The sequence below is a fragment of the Streptomyces lienomycini genome (genome assembly GCF_027947595.1).
Taxonomy (GTDB): domain Bacteria; phylum Actinomycetota; class Actinomycetes; order Streptomycetales; family Streptomycetaceae; genus Streptomyces; species Streptomyces lienomycini.
This window is the reverse complement of record NZ_CP116257.1, coordinates 2,024,804-2,043,323: the sequence shown is the minus strand read 5'-3', so window position 1 is coordinate 2,043,323 and position 18,520 is coordinate 2,024,804. Positions and strand designations below refer to the sequence as shown.

The window sequence follows — 18,520 nt, the reverse complement described above, 5'->3', positions numbered from 1 at the left end:
GATGACCACCGGGGAGGAGCAGACGGCGCCCGCGGCGAACCGGCCGGGACCCGGCCGGCGGACCGGCACCCGGGGCATCGTCGGCAGGCTGTCCTGGGGGCTGGCCGACCAGGCGGCCTCCAGCCTGTCCAACTTCGTGGTGGGAATCTACGTGGCCCGCTCGCTGGGGCTGACCGCGTTCGGCGCGTTCAGCCTGGCCTGGGTGACCTACGGCGTGGTGCTGAACGTCTCCCGCGGCCTGGCCACCGACCCGCTCGTGGTGCGCTTCAGCGGCGTGCCGGAGGCCTCCTGGCGCGGGGCGGTGGCGCGGTCGTCGGGTACCGCGCTCGTCGTCGGTGCCGTCATCGGCGCCGTGTGCCTGGCCGCCGGGCTGGGGGTGGGCGGCGACGTGGGGCCCGCGTTCGCCGGACTCGGTGTCATGTTGCCGGGGCTGCTGCTGCAGGACGCCTGGCGGTACGCGTTCTTCGCCGCCGGTGACGGCCGCAAGGCGTTCGTGAACGACGTCGTGTGGGGCGTGGCCCTCGTCCCGGCCATGGTGGTGGCGGCCCAGGTGGGCAGCGTGGCCGCCTTCATCCTCGCCTGGGGCTCGTCCGCCGCGGTGGCCGCCGTGTACGGCTGCGTCCAGTCCCGCATCCGGCCCCGGCCGGCCGAGGCGCGCGAGTGGCTGCGCGACCACCGCGACCTGGGCACCCGGTACCTGGTCGAGAACGTCGGCCTCAGCGGCGCGAGCCAGTTGCGGGCGTACGGGCTCGGCGCGATCGTCGGGGTCGGCGCCGTGGGCGAGGTCCGGGGCGCCGAACTCCTGCTGGGCCCGTTCCTCGCCGTGCTGATGGGGCTGTCGCTGGTCACCGTCCCGGAGGCGGCGCGGGTGCTGCGGCAGGCCCCGGAGCGGCTGGGCAGGTTCTGCCTGCTCCTCGGCGGCGGGCAGACCGTCGCCGCGCTGCTGTGGGGCGCGGCGCTGCTGCTGATGCCGGACCGGCTCGGCGAGCTCGTCCTCGGTGACGTCTGGAGCGGTGCCTCCGCACTCATCGTGCCGGTCACGCTCAGTGTCGCGGCCGCCGGCCTGGGCACCGGCGCGGCCGGCGGCCTGCGCGCCCTCGCCGCGGCCCGGCGCAGCCTGCGCTGCCAGCTGTTCGCCTCCGCCTGCTACGTCGGCGGCGGGCTCGGCGGGGCCGTCGCGGGCGGCACGATCGGCTCGGCCTGGGGCGTCGCGGCCGCGTCCCTGTGCGGCTCGGCCGTGTGGTGGCTGCAACTGCGGGCGGCCCTGCGCGAGCGTCACCACCATCCGATTCCTGAAGCGAGGAACCCATGACCCCCCACCCCCGGCTGAGTATCGGCCTGCCCGTCTACAACGGCGAGGAGTACCTGGCCGAGTCGTTCGACGCCCTGCTCGGCCAGACCTACGAGGACTTCGAACTGGTCGTCTGCGACAACGCGTCCACCGACGGGACCCAGGACATCTGCCGCCGGTACGCCGCGAAGGACTCGCGCGTCCGGTACCTCCGGCTGCCCCGGAACATCGGCGCCGCACCGAACCACAACCACGTGTTCACCGAGTGCCGCGGCGAACTGTTCAAGTGGGCCTCGCACGACGACCTGTACGCCCGGGACCTGCTGCGGCGCTGCGTCGAGGCCCTGGACGAGCGTCCGGAGGTGGTCCTCGCGCACTCCGGCCAGGCGGTCATCGACGGCGACGGCAAGGTGAAGGTCCCCTACGAGTACGGGCTCGCCACCGACTCGCCGCACGCGCCGGAGCGCTTCCGCAGCCTGCTGTTCGAGCCCGGCGGCGACGACTTCTACGGGGTGATGCGGGCCGACGTGCTGCGCCGGGTGAAGCCGCACGACAGCTACCACCACGCCGACCGCACCTTCGTCGCCGAGATCACCCTGCACGGGCCCTTCCACCAGGTGCCGGAGCTGCTGTACTTTCGCCGCGACCACCCCACCCGGGCCGAACGGGCCAACCCCTCCAAACGCTCCCGCTGCGTCAACCTGGACCCGCGCCGGGCGGGCCCGCTGCACCCGACACCCCGACTGCTCGCCGAGTACGTCTGGGGGTTCGTCGCGGCGGTCCGGCGGGCGCCGCTGTCCGCGGCCGACCGGCGCGCGTGCTACGGCCACCTGGCCGCGTGGATGACCAGCCGGGCCCGGCCCGGTGCCGGCGAGCGGGTCGAGGACCGCGCTCCGGTCGACCCCGACCGACTCACCGTCTCCGTCGACGACCTCGTCGCCGGCCGCCAGGGAAAGCAGGCATGACCTCCATGCACGAGAAGCCTTTACGCGTCGGGGTGTTCGGCCTCTTCGGCGCCGGCAACAGCGGCAACGACGGGTCGCTCGAAGCCGTGCTCGACCATCTCCGGGCCGCTCGCCCCGACGCGGTCCTGGACGCGATGTGCGGCGGCCCCGAGACCGTCGCGACCCGGTACGGGGTTCCCGCGACGCGGCTGAACTGGTACCGCGGGGAGTACCGGACCGCGTCGCGTGCGGGTGCGATCGCGGCCAAGGGGCTGGGCAAACTCGTCGACGTCTACCGCACCGCCGCCTGGGTGCGCGGACACGACGCGGTGATCGTGCCGGGCACCGGCGTCCTGGAGACGACGCTGCCGCTGCGGCCCTGGGGCTTTCCGTACTCGCTGTTCCTGCTCTGCCTGACGGGCCGGCTGTTCGGCACCCGGGTCGCGCTGGTCAGCGTCGGCGCCGGCCCCATCGGCAACCGGTCGACCCGGGTCCTGACCCGCTGGTCGACACGGCTCGCCGCGTACCGGTCCTACCGGGACACCCAGTCGCGCGACGCGATGCGGGCGATGGGCGTGAACACCGCGCGGGACGAGGTCTACGCGGACCTCGTGTTCGCCCTGCCCGCGGCGTCCGCCGTCGAGCCCTCGGAGTCGCGGGGCCCGGTCTGCGTCGGCGTCATGGACTTCCACGGGAGCAACGACGAGCGGGCCGTGGCCGAGGAGATCCACGGGCGCTACCTCGACGGGACGACGCGGTTCGTCCGCGCGCTGGTCGAGGAGGGCAGGCCGGTCCGGCTGCTCACCGGCGACGAGCTGGACCGGCCGGTGGCCGCCGCGATCGTCGACGCGGTGGGCTCGCCGCTGGTCACCGTCGCCGAGGCGGCCTCGCTGGCCGACCTGATGAAGGAGACGGCGTGTGCCGACGCCGTGGTGGCGACCCGGTACCACAACCTGGTCTGCGCCCTGAAGGTCGGCACGCCGACCCTCGCCCTCAGCTACTCGGCGAAGAGCGACGCGCTGATGGCCGAGATGGGGATGGGCGCGTTCTGCCACCCGGCCCGCGAGGCCGACGCCGACCGGCTGCTCGAACAGTTCCGCGAGCTGGAGCGGCGGTCGGGCCGGGTGCGGCGCACCCTCTCCGAGCGGAACGTGGCCGTCACCCGGCGCGTGGAGGAGCAGTTCGCCGCCCTGGCCACGTCGCTGTTCCCCGAGCCGACCGACCACGCCCACGGCCCCGCCCGGCAGGAGACTCCATGAAGGCGACCGAAGTCCCGGAGATCTCCGGCGCGTACCTGTTCGAGCCGACGCCGTTCGCCGACGAACGCGGCTTCTTCTCCCGCACCTTCGACGCCGACGTGGTTTGCTCGGTGGGCCTGGACCCGCACGCCTTCGTCCAGGACAGCGTCTCGCGCTCGGTGCGGGGCGTGCTGCGGGGCCTGCACCTGCGCTCCGGCACCGGCGAGGCCAAGCTGGTGCGGTGCTCGTACGGGCGGATCTTCGACGTCGTCGTGGACCTGCGGGCGGACTCCCCGACCTACCTGGGCCGGGCCTTCTTCGAGCTGTCCGACCAGACGCAGGCGACCCTGTACATCCCGGCGGGCTGCGCGCACGGCTTCCAGGCGCTGACGGAGACCGCCGACACCTCGTACCGGATCGACCGCCCGCACGATCCGTCCGAGGACGTGACGATCGCCTTCGACGACCCGGAGCTGGCCATCCCCTGGCCGCTGCCGGTGACGACGGCGTCCGGGCGGGACCGGAAGGCGCCGAGCCTCGCCGAGGTCCTGAAGCACAGGGAGGGCTGAGGCCGCCGTGGACACCGAAGCGACCCAAGTGACCCGCGGGGCCGACGGGTTGGATCTGCCCCGCTCGCGGGCGCTCAACGAGCGGCTGCACGCCCTGGTGCCCGGAGGCGCGCACACCTACGCCAAGGGCGACGACCAGTACCCCGAGGGCCTGGCCCCGGTCATCAGCCACGGCCGCGGCGCCCACGTGTGGGACGTCGACGGCAACCGCTACGTCGAGTACGGCTCCGGCCTGCGCTCGGTCAGCCTCGGTCACGCGCACCCCCGCGTGACCGAGGCGGTGCGGCGCGAACTGGACCGCGGCAGCAACTTCGTCCGGCCCTCCGTCGTGGAGGTCGAGGCCGCGGAACGCTTCTTGACCACGGTGCCGACCGCGGAGATGGTGAAGTTCGCGAAGAACGGCTCCGACGTCACCACCGCCGCGGTGCGCCTCGCCCGTGCCGTCACCGGCCGACCGCGGGTGGCCGTCTGCGCGGACCATCCGTTCTTCTCCGTCGACGACTGGTTCATCGGCACCACCCCGATGTCCGCCGGCATCCCGGCGGCGATCACCGACCTCACCGTGTCCTTCCCGTACGGGGACCTGGCCGCCGCGGAGGATCTGCTCACCCGGCACCGGGACGAGGTCGCCTGCCTGGTCCTGGAGCCCGCCGCCCACACCGAGCCGCCCCCCGGCTACCTCTCCGGCCTGCGCGAACTGGCCGACCGGCACGGCTGCGTCCTGGTCTTCGACGAGATGATCACCGGTCTGCGCTGGTCCGAGGCGGGTGCGCAGGGCCTGTACGGCGTCGTCCCCGACCTCTCCACGTTCGGCAAGGCGCTGGGCAACGGGTTCGCCGTCTCGGCGCTGGCCGGGCGCCGCGAGCTGATGGAGTGGGGCGGGCTGCGGCACTCCGGTGACCGGGTGTTCCTGCTGTCCACGACACACGGGGCGGAGACCCACTCGCTGGCGGCCGCGATGGCCGTGCAGAGCACCTACGTGGAGGAGGGCGTCACGGCCCGGCTGCACGCTCTCGGCGAGCGGCTGGCCGCCGGTGTCCGCGAGGCGGCGGCGAGCATGGGTGTCGGCGACCACGTCGTCGTCCGGGGCCGGGCCAGCAACCTGGTCTTCGCCACCCTCGACGGCGCCGGGCGGCCCTCGCAGCCGTACCGCACGCTGTTCCTGCGTCAGCTCCTCGCGGGCGGGGTGCTGGCCCCGTCGTTCGTGGTGAGCGGCGCGCTCGAGGACGCGGACATCGATCACACGGTCGACGTGGTGGCCCAGGCGTGCGCGGTGTACCGGAAGGCGCTGGACGCCGGTGATCCCACGCCGTGGGTGGCCGGGCGGCCGGTGAAGCCGGTGTTCCGCCGCCGAGCGTGAGGTGAGGACCCGTCAGCGGTACTCGGACTGACGGGTGTCGGCCGTCCGGCGGGCCGCGCGTTCCGCTCTCCGGCCGGCCATACGGCCGGCCGTCCGGTCCGCCGTCCGGTCGACCAGCCGGGCGGCGGCGGGTACCAGCGCCAGCGCGGTGCACAGACCGCCGAGCGTGTCGGTCGGGTAGTGCGAGCCCAGGGCGACCTGCGCCCAGCCCATCGTGCCCCCGGCGACCAGCGCCGCGCCCAGCACGAGCGAGGTGCCGGCCGCCGTGCCGAGGCGGAGGCGGCTGGCCGCGAGCAGGGCCGCCACGAGGGCGAACGCGGTGAGGAAGGCGGTGTGGCCGCTCGGGTAGGCCAGGTTCCCGTCGTGGATGGTGCGCCCGGCCAGCGGTTTGACCGCTCGCGTCGCCCCCACGCTCAGGCCCACCCCGACGACGAGGAGCACCGCCGCGCGAGGTCGCCGCAGCAGCAGGCAGCCCGCCACGGCGCCCCCGACCAGCAGCACCGCTCCCACGGGCTCGCCCAGGAAGTCCGTGGCCCGGGCGACGTGCAGCCACGGCGCCCCCACCCCGTCCACCCGCGTCTGCACCCACACGTCCACCGCGCCGGGCCCGCCGTGGCCGGCGTACACCACCCCGACCACGACGACGACCAGCGCCGCGAGGACCGCGATCAGTCCTAAGAGGCCCACCGTCCCCTACCTGGCGGCGTGGCCGACGAAGGCGGTCCGGTACGGCTCTCCCGCGATGCCCGACGTCAGATTCACCTTGACACCTCTCCCAGCGGCTTCCCGACGAAGCCCGGCGACTTCCGTGGCGTGCGTGCCCGGAACGTCCCGTCCGCCCCCGCCTTGTCGTCCCGACGCTACACGGCGCCGCGGTGTCCCCGGCCGTACACGGGGTCCGACCTGTCGCGCCTGGAAGCGACCCAGGCGGGGTCGAGGCCGTCGGTCATGCGGACGGTCCGGGACTCGTCGAACACGACGACCCGGTCGGCGATGCCCCAGGAACCGTCGCGCCGCTCGAACCGGTCGACGTACCGGCACCGGATGATGGCGAGGTCCTGCTCCCCGCCGGGTTCGGCGGGCGCCTGCCGCAGGAAGCACAGGCAGTACGACTCGACGTCGGCGCTGTGCTCCCCGGTGAACTCCACGAGCACGTTGGAGACGAAGTGCTGGGAGGAGTCGATGGTGCGGTGGCGGTCTCGGATGTCCTCGACGAGCCCGGCGGCGCCGCCCGTGTAGCCGCCGTGGACGTCGACCGCGTCGTCGAAGTAGCAGGCGGCGACGGCGTCGTGGTCCAGCCGGTCCACCGCCCTGGCGTACCGGAACAGGACGCCCTGGATCTCGAAGCGGTCGTCGGCGCGGCTCATGCGGGGACCTCCTCGGCCCGGGGGGACGGTTCGGCCGCGCGGGCCGCCGCCTCGCGTCCGGCGACCCGGCCGAGTACCAGCGCGTGGGCGACGGAGTTGCCGCCGCCGACGTAGCGTTCGCCGAGGATGCCGCCGGCGGCCTCACCGGCCGCGTACAGGCCCGGCAGGGCCCGGCCGTCGGTGCGCAGCACTCTGGTCCGGGCGTCCACCTCGAGGCCGGTGTGGGTGCAGACCAGTTCGGCGGGGAGCATCCGCACCGCGTGGAACGGTCCGGCTGCGATCGGCGCGAGGTGCGGGTCGGCGCCCTTGGCCGCGAGCGACTCGTGGCGCAGGAAGTCCTCGTCGACGCCCTCGGCGAAGAGCCGGTTGAAACGCGTGACGCTCGCGACCAGGTGGTCCGCGGGCACGTCCATCAGGTCCGCGAGTTCCTCGAGGGTGTCGGCGCGCAGGACGACGCCCTTGGCGACCTCCTCCAGGATCCGGTCGGCGTCCCAGTCGGCGTAGCCGGGGGGCAGCGAGGCGCGGGCGTGGTCGTCGAACACGGACCAGACCCAGCCGCCGTGGTCCTTGAGGATGCCGGGGCTGACCGCGTAGGGGGCGTCCTCGTCCATGCAACGGCGGCCGTCGAGGCCGATGTTGACGCGTGAGGCGGGCGGGAAACCGCTCTGCCAGTGGTGTTGGCGCTGGAACTCGGCGGTGACCAGGAGCAGGCCCCAGCCCTGGCCGAACAGCGCCAGGTCGTGCCGTTCGGCGATGCCGACGTGGTCGCCCCGCGAGCCGGGCGCGGCCACCACGAAGAGCGCGTCGCCGGCGGTGTCGGCGTCGGGAAGGAACCGGCGGACCAGTTCCGCGTCGGCCGCCAGGCCGCCGCTGGCGATGACGACGGCGGCCGCGGTGGCCTCCTCGCCGCCCAGGACGACGCCGCGGACGGCGCCGTCCCGGACCAGCAGGTCCTCCACCCGGCTGCCGAGGGCCAGGTCGACCTGGAGCCGGGCGCGGGCCCGGTCGAGCACCTGGACCAGCCCGTAACCCTGGTCCTTGGGCACGTGGCCCCGCCAGACGTCCTCCACCCCGGCCCGGGTCAGGCCCGGCTCGTGGGCGCTGCGCGAGACCTGCGCGGGTATCTCGACGCCCAGTTCGAGCAGCCACTCCACGACGGAGCTGGACTCCTCGCAGAACATCCGGACCGGGCCGGGGCGGACCCGCCAGCCGTTCAGGTCCATGTAGTGCTGGAACATGCGCCGCGGCGAGTCCTCGACCCCGAGGCTCTCCTGGACGCTGGTGGCCGAGGCGGTCAGCAGTCCGGCGGAGAGCTGGGTGGACCCGCCGATCTCGTCCTCGGCCTCCAGCAGCAGCACACGCGCGCCGGCCTGCGCGGCGGCGACCGAGGCCGCCAGGCCGGCGCCTCCGGCGCCGACCACGATGACGTCGTAGTCGTTCTCCACGGTGCGGGCCTCAGACATGCTGCGAACCGCCGTCCACCGGGATGCTGGTGCCGGTGATGTACCGGGCGCTGTCCGAGAGCAGGAAGTACAGGGCGCCGAACACCTCCATGGGGGCGCCGATCCGGCGCAGCGGGACGGTGGTGAGCGCCCGGTCCATCGCGGCCCGGTCCTCGCGGATCCAGCGGGTCATCTCGGTGTCGATGTAGCCCGGGGCGATGGAGTTCACCCGGATGTTGTCGGGGCCCAGCTCGACGGCCATGCAGGTGGTGAGGTGCCGTACGGCGGCCTTCGAGGAGTTGTACGTGGCCCGGGTCGGCCGTGCGCGCACGGCGGCGACCGAGGCCATGTTGACGATGGCGCCGCCGCCGACGGTGCGGAAGTGCCGGGCGGCCGCCTGCCCGCCGTACACGACTCCGTTGACGTTCACGCCGTAGGTGAGGGCGAGTTGCTGGGGCGTGATGTCGGTGAACTCGGCCTGCGGGAAGACGCCGGCGTTGTTGACCCACAGGTCGAGCCGGCCGAACTCGCGCAGCGCGGTGGCGACCAGGGTGTCGCCGGCGGCCGGGTCGGTGACGTCGGCGCCGACGCCGACCACGCGGCCCGCGCCGCTGGTACCGGCGAGGTTGGCGTTGATCTTCTCGGCGACGGTGGCCATCTCCTCCTGGTCGAGGTCGCCGCCGACGCCGTTGACGCCTCGGCGTGCCAGCTCCTCGAGGAAGAGGGCGCCCATGCCGCGGCCGGCGCCGGTCACGACGACGGTGCGGCCGACCAGTTCCGGGTTGATCGCGGGCAGGGCGTCGTAGTTGACGCGGCCGGGGTTTCCGTCGGGTGCCTGGGTGGTCATGGGAGCTCCTTCGGGTGCGGGGTGCGTGGGGTGCGTGGGGTGCGTGGGGTGCGTGGGGTCTGCTCCGTGGGCGTGGTCCGTGTGGCGTGTGTGGTGGCGCTGGGTTCGTACGGTGTCGACGCCGGGCAAGGCGTCTACGGCGTCTACGGCTTCTCCGCGAGTCCCGCGAGGATGCGGTGGTAGAGCCCGCCGGAGGTCAGCCCGCCGTCGACGACGACTTCCTCGCCGGTGACGTACGCGGCGTCGTCGGAGAGCAGGAACGCGACCACGCGCGCGATCTCCTGCGGGGTCGCGAGCCGGCCCGCCGGGACCGACCGCACGCTCTCGTCCACGAAGGACGTGTCGGGGGCCTGGTGGAGCAGCGGGGTGGCGGTGAGGCCGGGGTGCAGTGAGTTGACGCGGACGCCGAGCGCGGCGAGTTCGAGCGCGCCGACCTTCGACAGTCCGCGGACGCCCCACTTGCTGGTGCCGTAGGTGGCGGAGAAGTAGCCGACCATGCCGGCGATGGAGGAGACGTTCACGACCGCGGCGCCGCCGTCCTCCGCTCCCCGGGCGAGCGCGGGGGTGAGGGTCTTGAGGCCGTAGAAGACGCTGGACAGGTTGATGTCCATGACGCGCCGCCACTGTTCGACGGTGGTGTCGGCGATGCCCGCGCGCAGGCTGACGCCGGCGTTGTTGACCAGGCCGTGGAGCGGCCCGGCGGCCTCCACCTCCCGCGCGAGCGCGGCCCAGGAGTCGGCGTCGGCGACGTCGAGGCGGACGGACCGCCCCGAGCCGCCGGCCGCCGCGAGTTCGGGGACGAGCGCCTCGGCGGCGTCCACGTCGATGTCGGCGACCCAGACGTGGGCGCCCTCGGCGGCGAGGGCGAGGCAGTCGGCCCGGCCCAGGCCCCCGGCGGCGCCGGTGACCACGACCGAACAGTCTTCGAACCTGCGTCGTCCGACCGGTGCGCGGCTCACAGTTGCAGCTCCTTTCCGCGGGTCTCCTTGAGGAAGAAGGTGGCGCCGAAGGTCATGACGGCGGTCGCGATGAGGTAACCCGCCGGTGCGAGGTTGTTGTCGGTGACGTTGATCAGCAGCGTGGCGATGAAGGGGGCCGTGCCGCCGAGCGCCATGTTGGTGACGTTGTTGCTCATCGCGATGCCGGTGTAGCGGTAGCGGGCCCGGAAGATCTCGGCGTACGCCGCGAACGAGACGCCGTTGACCAGTCCGATGAAGAAGTTGAGCGAGCACTGGGCGACGACCGCGGCCACCGGACCGCCGTCGCGCATCACCATGAAGGCCGGGAGCGCGATGACCGCCGTGACGCCGCTGCCGAAGAAGAACACGGGGCGGCGGCCGATGCGGTCGCCCACGTAACCGGCGATGGGAAGGCTGATCACCGCGGTGACCATGGCGATGCACGTGGAGGTGAAGGCGAAGTCGGCCGAGCGGCCGCCCTCGGTCTGGAGGTAGCTGGCGGCGTACACGCCGGACACGTAGTAGCCGCCGACGATCAGCGCCCCGAGGAGGATGACCAGCACGATCTGGCGCCAGGCGTGGGCGAACACGTCGGCCACGGGGTACTTGGCCACCTCGACGGAGTCGCTCTCCTGAACGGCCTCGAACTGCTCGGTCTCCGGCAGCTGGCTGCGGATGTAGAGGCCGATCAGGCCGATCACCAGGCTGAGCAGGAAGGGGATGCGCCAGGCCCAGTCGTGCAGGGTCTCCTCGCTGACGGCCGAGGTCAGCACCAGGGCGACCAGCGAGGCGACGAGCGAGCCGAGATACGTGCCGGTGTTGACGAACGAGGTGTGGAACGCCCGGCGGTGGGCCGGGGCGTGTTCGGCCACGAACGCGTTGGCGCCGCCGAGTTCGCCGCCGGCCGCGAAGCCCTGGACACAGCGGCACAGCACCAGCAGGCACGTCGCCCAGAGGCCGAGCGTGGCGTACGAGGGGATCAGCCCGATGCCGGTGGTGGCGACGGCCATCAGCAGGATGGTCCAGGTGAGCGCCTTCTTGCGGCCGTACTTGTCGCCCATGTGGCCGAACAGGATGCCGCCGGGTGCCCGGAGGAAGAAGGCCACCGCGAAGGCGGCGAAGGTCGAGAGCAGTGCCGTGTTCGGGTTGCTCTCGACGAAGAAGTGCGTCGCGAGCAGGGTGGCCATGTAGCCGTAGATGCCGAAGTCGTAGTACTCGACGACGGTCCCGAGGATCGCCGCCCGGATGACCTTCAGGGTGGACGTGGGTTTCGCACCGGTTGCGGAGGAAGCCTTCGTCTGTTGGTTCGTCGGCGTCGGGTCGGCTGCCAGGTCTGCCATGAATCGCTCCTTAGGACGCGCGGAAGCGGAAGTTCGAGCGGTGTGTGTCATGGGCGGGCACCGCCTCGGCGTCAGGCCCGGGTGTCGAGGGGGGCGTCGTCGCGGCGTACGACACGGGTGGCGACGCGCCAGCCCTCGCCGTCGTGGACGACCCGGTCGGTGAGGCTGGTGAACCGCTCGGTGTGCGGTGTCCCGCCCGCGGGCGTCGCGACGATCTGCAGATAGGCCTCCACCCGCAGCGTTCCGTCCCCGTCGTCGCCCGTCACCGCCACGTTGCTGACCACGTGCCGGCGCACCGTGCGGTCTGCGGCGCAGCCCGCGGCGAACCGCTCCGCGAACGCGGTCAGCGCGGCGGTGCCGGTCACCGGTGCCGGATAGGTGGGTGAGGCGAAGCTGCCGTCCGGGGTGAAGGTCGCTGCCCATGCCCCGGCACGGCCGCCGTCGATGAGGTGGCTCTGGAGGTGGTACAGCTGGTGGATTTCGGCCAGCCGGGCACTGGCGACAGGCCCGGGCACGTTGGGGTTCATGCGGGGATCCGTTCGGCTCGTGGTCCAGCTCCGGCGGTCGTCCGAACGGCCGGAGTGGAGAGCTTGCCGCACATCATGATCATGTGCGATATTCGCACGGCCTGTGCTAATAATGAATGGGAGCATAGGTAGCTGGCTGAAACCCGTCAAGGGATGAATTCGTGACCCCACCCTCGCTCACCTGGTCGGCCCCCGAGCTGGACGCAGGCATGTCCAAGACGCTCCACCACGGACTGCTGATCCTCAGAGTCCTCTCGGAGCATCCGCTGGGCCTGACCGTCAGCGAACTGGCGGAGGCCGTCTCCGTGCACCGCACGGTCGCGCACCGCCTGGTGCGGACCCTGGAGGCGCATCAGCTGTGCCGCCGCGACCACCAGCGCCGGATCGTCCTCGGCACCGGTCTGGTGTCCCTGGCCGAACCCGTGCAGCAGGATCTGCGGACCCTGGCCCGCCCGGTCCTGGACGAGCTGGCCGAGACCACCGGGGCCACCGCGCACCTGCTGGTCCGGGACGGCGCGGCGCAGATGCGGGCGCTCATGGTGGTGGAGCCGCGCGGCGCCCTCGTCCACGTGTCCTTCCGGCCCGGTCAGACCCATTCCATCGAACGCGGCTCAGGCGGCATCGCCCTGCTCGCCCACGGCCCGCACCGCGAGGGGGAGCGCGCCGAGGTCACCGAGGCCCGCGCCAACGGGTACGCGGTCACCGAGGGCGAGGTCATCCCCGCCGTGACCGGCATCTCCGCCGCCGTCCCCGCGCGCGACGGCACGGCTTCGGCCAGCATCGGCATCTCGGTCTTCGAGTACACCGACCTCGGCCGGCTCGGCGCCACGGTCGCCCGCGCGGCGAAGGGCCTGGGCGAGCTGCTCGACTGAACGCCCCCGCCCTTGCCCCGTCAGGCGCGACCGAGCCGGGCGAGCCGGGTGGCCGCCTCGCGCACCAGCTCACCGAGCCGGGCGATGTCGACCTGCTCCATGGCGACCACGCCGACCGAGCCGCCGAGCAGGTGCGGCACCTCGAATCCCGCGGCCACCCCGACGGCGCCGTGCTGGAGTTCCCCGGCGGTGACGCTGTACCCGTCGTCCCGGGCCCGTCCCACGGCCTCGGAGTCGTTTGCCGCCGCCGGCCGGAGCGCCAGGATGGCGATGCCGTTGGCGCCCCTGGTCAGCGGGTGGCTCGCGCCGATGCGGTAGCCGACCTGGAGGATCGTCTGCCGGGCGGGTTCCGCGGACAGCACGGGGACGCACTCGTCGTCGCCCTGCGCCAGGGAGAGGAAGGCGGCCACCCCGGCGGCGTCGGCGAGTTCCTGGAGGACCGGTCCGGCCGCGCGGATCAACTGGGGTTGGAAACGGCTCGCGAAGACCACCGCCCCGGCCCCCAGCCTGATCTTCTTCCCCACGCCCCGGGTCACCAGCGCGTGCTGCTCCAGCGTGTCGACGATGCGGTACGCGGTCGCCCGGTCGGTGCCGAGCCGCGCGGCGATCTCCGCGACCGCGAGTCCCTCCGGGGCGAGGGAGATGAGGCTCAGGGCGCGGAGGCCGCGGTCCAGACTCTGCAAGGTGGGCACGCCGGCTTCCTCCTGTGTTCGCTGCGGGGGCGCACTGCGCCGCGGCTCCGGGCAGGGAGTACGGGCACTCGAAGGTTAGCCACCTCCCCCGTCCGGCGGGCCGGCCGGTCAGGGCGCGGCAGCCCTTGACCGCGTTCCGGACTCGAACTATGTTGCAGAGAAGTTGCGGACACCGCACAAGTTTGTGCGCCAGGCGCACAAGTCCCGGCACAGAGTCACCGGTCGCGCCGTGCGGCCCGCAGCCCTTCCCCGCTCCCCACACCTGCCCGGCACCTGCCCCGGCGCCGCCGACGGCCGCCGTCCCGGGTGTGCGGCGACAGGGACGAACTGCCGACAGGAGATGGACAGGCATGCCGTACTACCGCATGGCGGGGAACGTCCCCCCGAAGCGCCACACCCAGCACCGCGCCCCCGACGGATCGCTGTACTTCGAGGAGCTGATGGGCGAGGAGGGCTTCTCGTCCGACTCCTCTCTCCTCTACCACGTGCACATCCCGTCCTCGATCGCCGAGTTCCGCACCTGGGAGCTGCCGGACCAGTCACTCGTCCCGAACCACCCCCTGACACCGCGCCATCTCTTCACGCACCAGTTGTTTCCCGACGGCGCTTCGGGGATCGACGCGGTCACCGGGCGGCGGCTGCTGCTGGGCAACGGCGACGTCAGGCTCTCCTATGTCCTCGCCGACACGGCCAGCCCCTACTACCGCAACGCGATCGGCGACGAGTGCCTCTACGTCGAGGCCGGAACGGCGCGGGTCGAGACCGTCTTCGGGGACCTGCCGGTGGGCGAGGGCGACTACGTCGTCGTCCCGCGCGCGACGACGTACCGGATCGTCCCGGACGGGCCGTTGCGGCTGTACGCCATCGAGGCGAACTCCCACATCACGCCCGCCAGGCGCTACCTCTCGCGTTACGGGCAGCTCCTGGAGCACGCCCCCTTCTGCGAACGGGACCTGCGCGGCCCCGAGGCCCCGAGGATCGTCGAGGGGCGGGACGTCGAGGTGTACATCAAGCACCGCGGCAGCGGTCCGGGCGGGATCGCGGGCACGGTGCACACGCTGCCCCACCACCCCTTCGACGTCGTCGGCTGGGACGGCTGCCTGTACCCCTACGTCTTCAGCATCCGCGACTTCGAGCCCCTGACGGGCCGGGTCCACCAGCCGCCGCCGGCGCACCAGGTCTTCGAGGGCGCCAACTTCGTCGTCTGCAACTTCGTGCCGCGCAAGGTCGACTACCACCCGCTCGCCATCCCGGTGCCGTACTACCACTCGAACGTGGACTCGGACGAGGTGATGTTCTACTGCGGCGGTGACTACGAGGCCCGCAAGGGCTCCGGCATCGGGCAGGGCTCGATCAGCCTGCACCCCGGCGGCCACCCGCACGGGCCGCAGCCCGGAGCCTACGAGCGCGCCATCGGGGCGGAGTTCTTCGACGAGCTGGCCGTCATGGTGGACACCTTCCGCCCGCTGGAACTCGGTGAGGCGGCTCGCGACTGCGACGACGGTGTCTACGCCTACTCCTGGGCCAAGGGCGGCAACGGAGCGGCGAAGTGACAGCCGACAGCCCCGGCCCCGGCCCCGGTCCCGATCCCGGTCCCGGGACGATCCCGCCGCGCCTCTTCGCCTCGTTCTGTGACGACGCCGCGGTGTTCCCGCCCGGTGACATGCCGCTGGCCGCGGCGGTGCCGGCGCACGTCGGGCACCGCTCCGCCGCCCACGCGCCGCTCGTCGGACCCCTCGTGCTGCCGGGGGCCCGACTGGCCGAGCTGGCGGAGCTGACGGCCGGCCGCCCCGCCGACCATGTGGAGATCGCGGTCACGGTGCCCTCTCCCGACGAGGCGGCGACAGCCCTCGCGTCGGCCGGCGCGGTGCCGGGGGCCCGACTGCGCGTCCTCGAGGTCGCCGTTCCCGACGGCATGCCCGCCGCGGAGGTCGTGCCCCGGCTGTCCGCCGCCCTGCGCCCCCTCACCACGGGTGACCCGGCCGGAGTGACCGTGTACGTGGAGGTGCCGCGCGACGAGCGTCGTGCCGAGCTGATCGGCCGCCTGGCCGACTCCCCCTGCCTCGCGAAGTTCCGCACCGGCGGGACACGGGCCGACCTGTATCCGGACGAGAGGGAACTCGCCCACGCCGTACTCCTCGCGGTACGCGCGAAGGTCGCGTTCAAGGCCACGGCGGGGCTGCACCACGCGGTGCGCAACACCGACCCGCGGACCCGGTCCGAGCAGCACGGCCACCTCAACCTGCTCGCGGCCACCGGAGCCGCGCTGGACGGCGCCACCGAGGAGGAGACAGCGGCGGTCCTCGCCGAACGCGACGCGCCCGCGGTCGCCGCCCTCGTCGCCGCACTGTCCCCCGAAGTCCGCCAAGCCTTCCGCTCGTTCGGCACCTGTTCCATCGCCGAGCCGGTCACGGAGCTCGCGGCTCTCGGCCTGCTCGCCCCCGACCTGACCAAGGACCTCCTGTGACCGCATCCCCCACCGTCCGCCTCGCCGTACCCCCGGACGACCTGTTCGGCATCCACAACCTGCCGTACGGGGTGTACTCGCTGCCCGGCCGGGAGCCCCGCGTCGGCACCCGCTACGGCGAGCACGTCGTCGACCTCGCCCTGCTGCTGGGCGACGACACGTTCGCGAGTGGGTCGCTGAACCCGTTCATGGCCCAGGGCCACGCCCGCTGGGCCGAGGTGCGCGCCGCGCTCACCACCGCCCTGAGCGGGGACGTGCCCCGCGACGCGGTCCACGCGGCCGCCGACGTGAGCCTGCGTCTGCCGTTCGAGGTGGCCGACTACGTCGACTTCTACGCCTCCGAGTACCACGCGGCGAACCTCGGGCGGCTGTTCCGCCCGGACAACCCCGAGCCGCTCATGCCGAACTGGAAGCACCTCCCGGTCGGCTACCACGGCCGGGCGGCCTCGGTCGTGGTCTCCGGAACCGACATCGTCCGCCCCGCCGGACAGCGCAAGAGCCCGAACGACCCGGCACCGGTGTTCGGACCGTCGGTACGGCTCGACATCGAGGCCGAACTCGGTTTCGTGGTCGGCACCGGCAGCGCTCTCGGCGAGCCCGTCGCGGTCGAGCGGGCGGAGGAGCACCTCTTCGGCGTCGTCCTCTTCAACGACTGGTCCGCGCGGGACATCCAGGCGTGGGAGTACGTGCCGCTCGGCCCCAACCTGGGCAAGTCGTTCGCCTCGACCGTCTCGCCGTGGGTCGTGCCGCTGTCGGCCCTGCGGGAGGCGAAGGTCCCCACCCCGGTCCAGGAGCCCGCGGTCCTGCCCTACCTCGCCCTCGACCGGCCCTGGGGCCTGGACATCGACCTGGAGGTCGAGTGGAACGGGCAGGTGGTGTCGCGGCCGCCGTACTCCGCCATGTACTGGTCGCCGGCGCAGATGCTGGCCCACCTCACGGTCAACGGAGCGCCCACGCGCACCGGTGACCTGTTCGCCTCGGGCACCGTCTCGGGGCCCGCCAAGGAGCAGCGCGGCGCTTTCATCGAGCTGACCTGGGGCGGTGCGGAGCCGGTGACGGTCGCCGGGCAGGAGCGGACGTTCCTGGAGGACGGTGACGAGGTGGTGCTGCGGGCCACCGCTCCAGGACCGGGCGGCACCCGCATCGGCTTCGGCGAGGCGCGGGGCCGCGTCGTCGCCGCGCGGCACGGCGGGGAGGTCTGATGGACAAGGTGGTCGCCTCCGCCGACGCGGCGGTCCAGGACATCCGCTCCGGGGCGACCCTGGCGGTGGGCGGCTTCGGCCTGTGCGGCATCCCCGCCGTACTGATCGACGCCGTACTCCGCTCGGGCGCCGACCGGCTCGAAGTCGTCTCCAACAACGCCGGCGTCGACGACTGGGGGCTCGGTCTCCTGCTCGGCGCCGGCCGCATCCGCCGGATCGTGGCGTCCTACGTGGGAGAGAACAAGGAGTTCGCCCGGCAGTACCTCGCCGGTGAACTGGAGGTCGAACTCACCCCGCAGGGCACGCTCGCCGAGCGGCTCCGGGCCGGCGGCTCGGGCATCCCCGCGTTCTTCACCGCCACCGGTGTCGGCACCCAGGTGGCCGACGGCGGCCTGCCCTGGAAGTACGACGGCGCGGGCGGCGTCGAGATCGCTTCGCCGGCCAAGCAGACCCAGGAGTTCGACGGCCGCGCCTATGTGCTGGAGCGTGCCGTCGTGGCCGATGCGGCGCTGGTGCGGGCCGCACGCGGGGACCGGCACGGCAACCTCGTGTTCGACAAGGCCGCCCGGAACTTCAACCCGGTGGCCGCCATGGCGGGCCGGGTCTGCGTCGCGGAGGTCGAGGAACTGGTCGAACCCGGTGAACTCGACCCCGATCAGGTGCATCTGCCCGGCGTCTACGTACACCGTGTCGTGGCCCTGTCGCCGGAGCAGGCGGCGGGCAAGCGGATCGAGAAGAGGACGGTGCGATGAGCTGGACCCGCGAGCAGATGGCGGCCCGCGCCGCGGCGGAGCTGTCCGACGGGGACTACGTCAACCTCGGCATCGGTCTGCCGACCCTGGTGCCCAACTACATTCCCGAGGGCGTGGAGTTGGTGCTCCAGTCCGAGAACGGCATCCTCGGCACCGGCCCCTACCCGGCCGAGGACGAGGTCGATCCCGACCTGATCAACGCGGGCAAGGAGACCGTCACCGTCCGCGCCGGTGCCTCGTTCTTCGACTCCGCTACCAGCTTCGGCATGATCCGGGGCGGCAAGATCGACGCCGCGGTGCTGGGCGCCATGCAGGTGTCGGCGAAGGGTGACATCGCGAACTGGATGATCCCCGGCAAGATGGTCAAGGGCATGGGCGGCGCCATGGACCTGGTCCACGGCGCCGCCCGCGTCATCGTTCTCATGGAGCACCTCGCCAAGGACGGCTCGTACAAGATCCTCGACGAGTGCTCGCTCCCCTACACCGGACGCGGTGTCGTCCAGCGCGTCATCACCGATCTCGCCGTCCTCGACGTCACCCCCGGCGGACTGCGCCTCGTCGAACTCGCCCCGGGGGTCACCCTGGAGGAACTGCGCGCCAAGACGGAACCCGCCGTGGAAGTCGGCGTCGCACCGCGGCTCGGCTAGGGAG

The 18,520-nt window shown here is 73.0% G+C and carries 19 protein-coding genes; 11 read left to right on the top strand and 8 right to left on the bottom strand.

Annotation, left to right across the window (positions count from 1 at the left end):
• The first annotated feature begins 1 nt into the window (after nucleotide 1).
• The 5 genes from BJ961_RS09450 to BJ961_RS09430 are packed head-to-tail and all read left to right on the top strand — an operon-like array spanning nucleotide 2 to nucleotide 5,402.
• A complete protein-coding gene (locus BJ961_RS09450; RefSeq protein ID WP_271320858.1) occupies nucleotides 2-1,312 on the top strand; it encodes an MATE family efflux transporter in 1,311 nt (436 codons plus the stop codon).
• Nucleotides 1,309-2,256, top strand: a complete 948-nt coding sequence (locus BJ961_RS09445) for a glycosyltransferase family 2 protein (protein WP_271320857.1) — start codon at nucleotides 1,309-1,311, stop codon at nucleotides 2,254-2,256. Before BJ961_RS09450 ends, BJ961_RS09445 begins: the two co-directional genes overlap by 4 nt.
• Nucleotides 2,253-3,494, top strand: a complete 1,242-nt coding sequence (locus tag BJ961_RS09440) for a polysaccharide pyruvyl transferase family protein (protein ID WP_271320856.1) — start codon at nucleotides 2,253-2,255, stop codon at nucleotides 3,492-3,494. The genes BJ961_RS09445 and BJ961_RS09440 overlap by 4 nt, the downstream gene beginning before the upstream one ends.
• Nucleotides 3,491-4,042: a dTDP-4-dehydrorhamnose 3,5-epimerase gene (gene rfbC, locus BJ961_RS09435; RefSeq protein ID WP_271320855.1), complete on the top strand. Its 552-nt coding sequence runs from the start codon at nucleotides 3,491-3,493 to the stop codon at nucleotides 4,040-4,042. The genes BJ961_RS09440 and rfbC overlap by 4 nt, the downstream gene beginning before the upstream one ends.
• A gap of 7 nt (nucleotides 4,043-4,049) precedes the next feature.
• Nucleotides 4,050-5,402, top strand: coding sequence for a glutamate-1-semialdehyde 2,1-aminomutase (locus BJ961_RS09430; protein ID WP_271320854.1), 1,353 nt, complete (start codon nucleotides 4,050-4,052; stop codon nucleotides 5,400-5,402).
• 12 nt (nucleotides 5,403-5,414) lie between these two features.
• Here BJ961_RS09430 and BJ961_RS09425 read toward each other — a convergent pair whose 3' ends face one another.
• From BJ961_RS09425 to BJ961_RS09395, 7 genes are all read right to left on the bottom strand, one after another.
• Nucleotides 5,415-6,089, bottom strand: coding sequence for a phosphatase PAP2 family protein (locus tag BJ961_RS09425; protein WP_271320853.1), 675 nt, complete (start codon nucleotides 6,087-6,089; stop codon nucleotides 5,415-5,417).
• A gap of 173 nt (nucleotides 6,090-6,262) precedes the next feature.
• Nucleotides 6,263-6,769, bottom strand: a complete 507-nt coding sequence (locus BJ961_RS09420) for a nuclear transport factor 2 family protein (RefSeq protein ID WP_271320852.1) — start codon at nucleotides 6,767-6,769, stop codon at nucleotides 6,263-6,265.
• The gene (locus BJ961_RS09415; protein WP_271320851.1) at nucleotides 6,766-8,232 is read right to left on the bottom strand and encodes an FAD-dependent oxidoreductase; all 1,467 of its coding nucleotides are present in this window, start codon (nucleotides 8,230-8,232) and stop codon (nucleotides 6,766-6,768) included. The genes BJ961_RS09420 and BJ961_RS09415 overlap by 4 nt, the downstream gene beginning before the upstream one ends.
• A complete protein-coding gene (locus tag BJ961_RS09410) occupies nucleotides 8,225-9,058 on the bottom strand; it encodes an SDR family NAD(P)-dependent oxidoreductase (protein ID WP_271320850.1) in 834 nt (277 codons plus the stop codon). The genes BJ961_RS09415 and BJ961_RS09410 overlap by 8 nt, the downstream gene beginning before the upstream one ends.
• Before the next feature lie 143 nt (nucleotides 9,059-9,201).
• On the bottom strand, nucleotides 9,202-10,017 hold the full coding sequence (locus BJ961_RS09405; protein WP_271320849.1) for an SDR family NAD(P)-dependent oxidoreductase: 816 nt from the start codon (nucleotides 10,015-10,017) through the stop codon (nucleotides 9,202-9,204).
• Complete coding sequence (locus tag BJ961_RS09400; protein ID WP_271320848.1) at nucleotides 10,014-11,357, bottom strand: MFS transporter; 1,344 nt, start codon at nucleotides 11,355-11,357, stop codon at nucleotides 10,014-10,016. The genes BJ961_RS09405 and BJ961_RS09400 overlap by 4 nt, the downstream gene beginning before the upstream one ends.
• Before the next feature lie 71 nt (nucleotides 11,358-11,428).
• A complete protein-coding gene (locus BJ961_RS09395) occupies nucleotides 11,429-11,884 on the bottom strand; it encodes a nuclear transport factor 2 family protein (RefSeq protein ID WP_271320847.1) in 456 nt (151 codons plus the stop codon).
• A 209-nt stretch (nucleotides 11,885-12,093) separates the two neighbouring features.
• Between BJ961_RS09395 and BJ961_RS09390 the strand changes: the two genes are divergently transcribed.
• Complete coding sequence (locus BJ961_RS09390; protein ID WP_328661532.1) at nucleotides 12,094-12,756, top strand: IclR family transcriptional regulator; 663 nt, start codon at nucleotides 12,094-12,096, stop codon at nucleotides 12,754-12,756.
• 20 nt (nucleotides 12,757-12,776) lie between these two features.
• Here BJ961_RS09390 and BJ961_RS09385 read toward each other — a convergent pair whose 3' ends face one another.
• Nucleotides 12,777-13,448 carry an IclR family transcriptional regulator gene (locus BJ961_RS09385; protein ID WP_271320845.1) on the bottom strand — a complete coding sequence of 224 codons (672 nt, stop codon included), beginning with the start codon at nucleotides 13,446-13,448 and terminating at the stop codon, nucleotides 12,777-12,779.
• Between the two features lie 350 nt (nucleotides 13,449-13,798).
• Between BJ961_RS09385 and BJ961_RS09380 the strand changes: the two genes are divergently transcribed.
• Genes BJ961_RS09380 through BJ961_RS09360 form a run of 5 tightly spaced genes read left to right on the top strand, consistent with a single transcriptional unit; the run spans nucleotide 13,799 to nucleotide 18,516 of the window.
• Nucleotides 13,799-15,001, top strand: coding sequence for a homogentisate 1,2-dioxygenase (locus BJ961_RS09380; RefSeq protein WP_271320844.1), 1,203 nt, complete (start codon nucleotides 13,799-13,801; stop codon nucleotides 14,999-15,001).
• A complete protein-coding gene (locus BJ961_RS09375) occupies nucleotides 14,998-15,915 on the top strand; it encodes a hypothetical protein (protein WP_381157117.1) in 918 nt (305 codons plus the stop codon). The genes BJ961_RS09380 and BJ961_RS09375 overlap by 4 nt, the downstream gene beginning before the upstream one ends.
• A complete protein-coding gene (gene fahA, locus BJ961_RS09370; protein WP_271320843.1) occupies nucleotides 15,912-17,117 on the top strand; it encodes a fumarylacetoacetase in 1,206 nt (401 codons plus the stop codon). The genes BJ961_RS09375 and fahA overlap by 4 nt, the downstream gene beginning before the upstream one ends.
• Nucleotides 17,117-17,869 carry a CoA transferase subunit A gene (locus BJ961_RS09365; protein WP_271320842.1) on the top strand — a complete coding sequence of 251 codons (753 nt, stop codon included), beginning with the start codon at nucleotides 17,117-17,119 and terminating at the stop codon, nucleotides 17,867-17,869. The genes fahA and BJ961_RS09365 overlap by 1 nt, the downstream gene beginning before the upstream one ends.
• Nucleotides 17,866-18,516, top strand: a complete 651-nt coding sequence (locus BJ961_RS09360) for a CoA transferase subunit B (protein WP_271320841.1) — start codon at nucleotides 17,866-17,868, stop codon at nucleotides 18,514-18,516. Before BJ961_RS09365 ends, BJ961_RS09360 begins: the two co-directional genes overlap by 4 nt.
• Nucleotides 18,517-18,520 lie beyond the last annotated feature (4 nt).